This window comes from Pseudomonas wayambapalatensis (genome assembly GCF_049942315.1).
GTDB classification, from domain to species: domain Bacteria; phylum Pseudomonadota; class Gammaproteobacteria; order Pseudomonadales; family Pseudomonadaceae; genus Aquipseudomonas; species Aquipseudomonas wayambapalatensis.
In genome coordinates this window covers 1-5,392 of record NZ_JBNFMU010000177.1, presented here as the reverse complement: position 1 = coordinate 5,392, position 5,392 = coordinate 1, and the positions used below count along the sequence as shown (strand labels likewise).

Genomic DNA, 5,392 nt, shown 5'->3' with positions numbered 1-5,392 from the left:
TGAAGGTCGATGGCGGGGATGACGACGAGGGAGAGGATCACTGAGGCCTGACGCATCGCGCTGCGCTCATCCGATCCCAAAGCAAGCCCCGCTCCTGTAGGAGCGGGCTTGCCCGCGAAAAAGACACCGAGGTGCATGGCACGGGCTACGCCCGTGTTCGCGGGCAAGCCCGCTCCTACAGGAGCGGGGCTTGCTTTGGGATCGGATGAGCGCAGCGCGACGCGTCAGGCCTCAGTGATCCTCTCCCTCGTCGTCATCCCCGCCATCGACCTTCATCCCCAGCTCCTTGATCTTGCGAGTCAGGGTGTTGCGCCCCCAGCCCAGCAGCACTGCGGCATCGCGTCGGCGTCCGGCGGTGTGCTTGAGTGCGGTCTCGATCATGATCCGTTCGAAGCTCGGCACGGCGCTGTCGAGCAGATTCGACTGCCCGCGCGCCAGGGCCTGGTCGGCCCACTGGCGCAGCGCCTGCTCCCAATTGGTGACCGGCGCGGCATCGTGCGGCAGGTTGAGCAGCTCTGGCGGCAGGTCGCCGATCAGCACCTCGCGGCTGGAGGCCATCACCGTGATCCAGCGGCAGGTGTTCTCCAGCTGACGCACGTTGCCAGGCCACGGCAGGTTGCGCATGAACTCCTCGGTTTCCGGCTTCAGCAGCTTGGGCTCGACCGCCAGCTCCCGCGCCGCGCGGCCCAGGAAGTGGCGGGCCAGGGCCGGGATATCCTCGCGCCGGTCAGCCAGGCGCGGGATGTGGATACGAATCACGTTCAGGCGGTGGAACAGGTCTTCACGGAACTTGCCGGCCTGTACCAGTGATTCCAGGTTCTGGTGGGTCGCGGCGATGATGCGCACATCCACCTTCACCGGTACATGGCCACCGACCCGATAGAACTCGCCATCGGCCAGCACGCGCAGCAGGCGGGTCTGGGTGTCGGCAGGCATGTCGCCGATCTCGTCGAGGAACAAGGTGCCGCCGTCAGCCTGTTCGAAGCGTCCGCGTCGCTGGTTGGCCGCGCCGGTGAAGGCGCCTTTCTCGTGGCCGAACAGCTCGGACTCCATCAGGTCCTTGGGAATCGCCGCCATGTTCAGGGCGATGAACGGCGAAGCCGCACGCGGGCTGTGGCGGTGCAGGGCGTGGGCGACCAGTTCCTTGCCGGTACCGGACTCGCCGTTGATCAGCACGGTGATGTTGGAGTGGCTCAGCCGCCCGATGGCGCGAAACACCTCCTGCATTGCCGGGGCTTCGCCGATGATCTCGGGCGTGCGGGCGAGTACCGGCGGCGCTTCGAGCGCCTGTTGTTCCTGGGCATGCTGGTTGGCGCGCTTGACCAACGACACCGCCTCGTCGACGTCGAACGGCTTGGGCAGGTACTCGAAGGCACCGCCTTGGTAAGACGCCACCGCGCTGTCCAGGTCGGAATGGGCGGTCATGATGATCACCGGCAGGCGCGGGTGCTGTTCGCGAATCTGCGCGAGCAGGTCCAGGCCGCTGGCGCCAGGCATGCGGATGTCGGAGATGATCACGTCCGGCTGCTGCCGGGCCAGGCGACCCATGACTCCGTCGGCACTGTCGAAGCTCTGGGTGGTCATGCCCTCTTGTTGCAGGGCTTTTTCCAGGACCCAGCGGATGGAACGATCATCGTCGACGATCCACACGGTTTCACTACGGCTCATGGGGCTGTGGCTCCTTGTTCCAGGGGCAGGAAGATCGAGAAGGTGGTATGGCCGGCATGGCTTTCACACTCGATCAGCCCCTGATGCTGACTGATGATGTTCTGGGTAATGGCCAGCCCGAGCCCGGTACCGTCCGGGCGCCCGCTGACCATGGGATAGAAGAGGGTGTCCTGCAGTTCCGAGGGAATGCCGGGGCCGTTGTCGATGATCTCGACCCGTGCCACCAGCCTGTGGCGCACATGGCCGATGGTGAACTGGCGCACCGCGCGGGTGCGCAGGGTGATGCGGCCCAGGCGCAGTTCGTTCTGCCCGCTGATCGCCTGCATGGCGTTGCGCACGATATTGAGTACGGCCTGGATCATCTGCTCGCGGTCGATCAGCACGTCCGGCAGGCTCGGGTCGTAATCGCGCACCAGGGTGATGCCGCCCTGGCTTTCGGCCTCTACCAGGCTGCAGACACGTTCGAGCACTTCGTGCACGTTGGTCATCGACAGCGACGGCAGCTTGTTCGAGCCGAGCATGCGGTCGACCAGGTTACGCAGGCGGTCGGCTTCTTCGATGATGACGTTGGTGTAGTCGCGCAGGCCATCTTCGGGAAGCTCGCGGGCCAGCAGCTGGGCTGCGCCGCGGATGCCGCCGAGCGGGTTCTTGATCTCATGGGCGAGGCCGCGCACCAGCATCTTGGTGGTTTCCTGCTTGCTCAGCTGCGCTTCTTCCTTGGTGATGCGCAGCAGGCGGTCGCGCGGGTGGACTTCGAGCAGCAGCAGGGTGTTGCCCTGGTGCAGGATCGGCGTCACGGCGTAGTCAACGGTGATGCTCTGGCCGGTCAACGAGGTCAGTTGGGCTTCGCGCTTGGTGAACGGGTGCGCCTGCTCCACGGCCTGGCGCAGGGAATTGAGCGCCTCGGTCGATTCGGTGAACAGTTCACTGATGAACTGGCCATGGCTGCGCTGGCCGCTGACGGCCAGGAGCATTTCCGCTGCCGGGTTCATGTACTCAAGGCGCAGTTCGCTGTTGAGCAGCAAGGTGGCAGTGGTCAGGTTGTCCAGTAGCAGACGGTGCTGTGCATCGCTGATGGTCATGGGGCGTCGTTGACCTCTTTTGGCGCTGTTCTGGCACATGGCGCCCCTGGTCGAGCCAGGGGCGGGCACGCTGGTATTCCGCTGATAGCCTGAAAATGCAAGAAACAAACCAAGGCTCCGAAAAGAAGCGGAATTGCCCGATAAAGCGCTGGGTATGCGCAAAATCGGCTCAGAAAAGCCTGGTTTAGCGATTCTCCTGACCTAATTTGGGGGGCATTGCAGGGCGTTCAGCGGTTTTGTGCACCAATATAGAGCATAGAGCCTCAGGGGCGTTGGCAGAGGTTGGCGGTGGCCCGGATGAGGAACAGCCGACGCGGGGCGTCGCTGGAGCGCAAGGCAATGGCTTCGGCCAGTGCGTGGCCGCACTGCGCGGGAGGCGCCTGGTCGAAGCGGGCGAGGGCGTCGAGCAGTCGGCCTTGCAGCAGGTCCAGGCGCGGACGGATCTCGCTGGCGAGGTCCTGGCGTGGGATGTCGGGGGCTTTTTGCAGCAGGTGCCATTGCGTGAGCAGGTGGTACTGCCTGAGCTTGTTGGCTTCTATCTGGTCGCTGAAGAACTGGCTGGCGCGTGCCGGATCCAGCCCGTGCTCGGGGGCAAGCTGGCTCACGTTCAACAGCACTTGTTGTTCGCGAGGGCTGTCCTGCACCGGCTGCTGGCGATCCCATTTATGCAGGGCGACCGCCTGGGCGATATCCAGCCGTTGTTCGATGCTGTCGAGCAGCGGGTCGAAGGTGGTGTCGGGTGGGGTGGCGTTCACGCAGCCGGACAGGGCAATGACGCAGAGCAGGGCAAGTGGCAGTGGGTGCATGGGAATCTCCTGGCAGGTGGAGATGCGAGTGTGGCCAATGCTGCTCGGTGCACCAGTAGGATGCGTCCGAATGGCTTGAGTGTAAAAACAGAAACGGCCTCCCGAAGGAGGCCGTTTCTCTAGACGGTCACGGCGCAAGCGCCGCGCGCATCAAACGCTGTAGTACAGGTCGTATTCCAGCGGGTGAACGAAGGTACGGACCTTGATTTCTTCTTCGGACTTCAGCTCGATGTAGGCATCGATGAAGTCGTCGGAGAACACGCCGCCCTTGGTCAGGAACGCACGGCCCTTGTCCAGCTCTTCCAGGGCTTCTTTCAGGCTACCGCAAACCTGTGGGATTTCCTTGGCCTCTTCAGGCGGCAGGTCGTACAGGTTCTTGTCGGCGGCATCGCCTGGGTGGATCTTGTTCTGGATACCGTCCAGGCCGGCCATCAGCAGTGCGGCGAAGCACAGGTACGGGTTGGCAGCCGGGTCCGGGAAGCGCGCTTCGATGCGGCGGGCTTTCGGGCTGGAAACGTAAGGAATACGGATCGAGGCCGAACGGTTACGGGCCGAGTAGGCCAGCATGACCGGGGCTTCGAAGCCTGGTACCAGACGCTTGTAGGAGTTGGTGGCCGGGTTGGTGAAGCCGTTCAGGGCCTTACCGTGCTTGATGATGCCGCCGATGAAGTACAGGGCGGTGTCGGACAGGCCGGCATAGCCTTCGCCGGAGAAGGTGTTCTTGCCGTCCTTGGAGATCGACATGTGAACGTGCATGCCCGAGCCGTTGTCGCCGTACAGCGGCTTCGGCATGAAGGTTGCGGTCTTGCCGTAGGCGTCGGCGACGTTGTGCACGCAGTACTTCAGGGTCTGGACTTCGTCAGCCTTGGTGACCAGGGTGTTGAACTTCACACCGATCTCGTTCTGGCCGGCAGTCGCCACTTCGTGGTGGTGAACTTCGATGACCAGGCCCATTTCTTCCATGGCGTTGCACATGGCAGTACGGATTTCGTGGTCGTGGTCGCACGGCGGAACCGGGAAGTAGCCGCCTTTGACGGCAGGGCGGTGGCCCTTGTTGCCGCCTTCGACGTCCTGGTCGGTCATCCAGGAGCCTTGTTCGGAGTAGATCTTGAACATCGAGCCGGAGATGTCCGACTTGAACTTCACCTGGTCGAAGATGAAGAACTCAGGCTCCGGGCCGACGAACACGGTGTCGCCGATGCCGGTGCTCTTCAGGAACTCTTCGGCACGCTTGGCGATGGCGCGTGGGTCGCGGTCGTAGCCTTGCATGGTGGACGGCTCGATCACGTCGCAGACCAGGATCAGGGTCGGCTCTTCGGTGAACGGGTCCAGCACGGCGGACGAGTCGTCCGGCAGCAGGATCATGTCGGAAGCTTCGATGCCTTTCCAGCCCTCGATGGAGGAGCCGTCGAACATCTTGCCAGCTTCGAAGAAGTCTTCATCCAGCGCATCGCGAGCCGGCATGGTGACGTGGTGCTGTTTGCCTTTGGTGTCCGTGAAACGCAGATCAATCCACTTGACGTCATGATCTTTGATGAGTTGAACCGACTTCGACATGTTGTCCTCCGGATGGTCTAGGGTGCGCTTGGCCGCTGCCCTGGAAAAAGGGTGTCGCCGGGCGCGGATAGTCGGCCAAGCTTACCTGCATCACAAGGGAGCAAATTGCATGCCAGTGCCCGAAAATGGCGAGGGCGCCATGAAAATGGGCGTTTGCGGGCGTTTGGCGAGGGAAGGGTGTGAGGCTGTGCACTCATAAAAGGCATTTCCTAGCGACAATGCTTCATTTTGGTGCGCTTATTTGTGCGTGATGCGTTTTTTGAGGGCCTCTTCGCGGGG

Annotated in this window: 4 protein-coding genes; all 4 read right to left on the bottom strand. The window is 62.9% G+C overall.

Going from position 1 to position 5,392, the window contains the following annotated elements; all coding sequences use genetic code 11:
• Nucleotides 1-231 precede the first annotated feature (231 nt).
• The 4 genes from ntrC to glnA all read right to left on the bottom strand — a co-directional run bounded on the left by ntrC (nucleotide 232) and on the right by glnA (nucleotide 5,113).
• Entirely contained in the window at nucleotides 232-1,668 is a 1,437-nt protein-coding gene (gene ntrC, locus ACPZMI_RS12630) for a nitrogen regulation protein NR(I) (protein ID WP_063541426.1), read from the bottom strand.
• Nucleotides 1,665-2,750: a nitrogen regulation protein NR(II) gene (gene glnL / locus ACPZMI_RS12625; RefSeq protein ID WP_186665741.1), complete on the bottom strand. Its 1,086-nt coding sequence runs from the start codon at nucleotides 2,748-2,750 to the stop codon at nucleotides 1,665-1,667. Before glnL ends, ntrC begins: the two co-directional genes overlap by 4 nt.
• Nucleotides 2,751-3,013: 263 nt before the next feature.
• Nucleotides 3,014-3,556 (bottom strand): chorismate mutase, encoded by a 543-nt coding sequence (locus ACPZMI_RS12620; RefSeq protein WP_186711848.1) that lies wholly within the window; start codon nucleotides 3,554-3,556, stop codon nucleotides 3,014-3,016.
• 150 nt (nucleotides 3,557-3,706) lie between these two features.
• A complete protein-coding gene (gene glnA, locus ACPZMI_RS12615; RefSeq protein WP_063541420.1) occupies nucleotides 3,707-5,113 on the bottom strand; it encodes a glutamate--ammonia ligase in 1,407 nt (468 codons plus the stop codon).
• Between the last annotated feature and the right edge of the window lie 279 nt (nucleotides 5,114-5,392).

Bases quoted from the DNA above. Each gene is read 5' to 3' on its own strand.
- ntrC (WP_063541426.1), bottom strand. From the start codon at position 1,668: ATGAGCCGTAGTGAAACCGTGTGGATCGTCGACGATGATCGTTCCATC.
- glnL (WP_186665741.1), bottom strand. From the start codon at position 2,750: ATGACCATCAGCGATGCACAGCACCGTCTGCTACTGGACAACCTGACC.
- ACPZMI_RS12620 (WP_186711848.1), bottom strand. From the start codon at position 3,556: ATGCACCCACTGCCACTTGCCCTGCTCTGCGTCATTGCCCTGTCCGGC.
- glnA (WP_063541420.1), bottom strand. From the start codon at position 5,113: ATGTCGAAGTCGGTTCAACTCATCAAAGATCATGACGTCAAGTGGATT.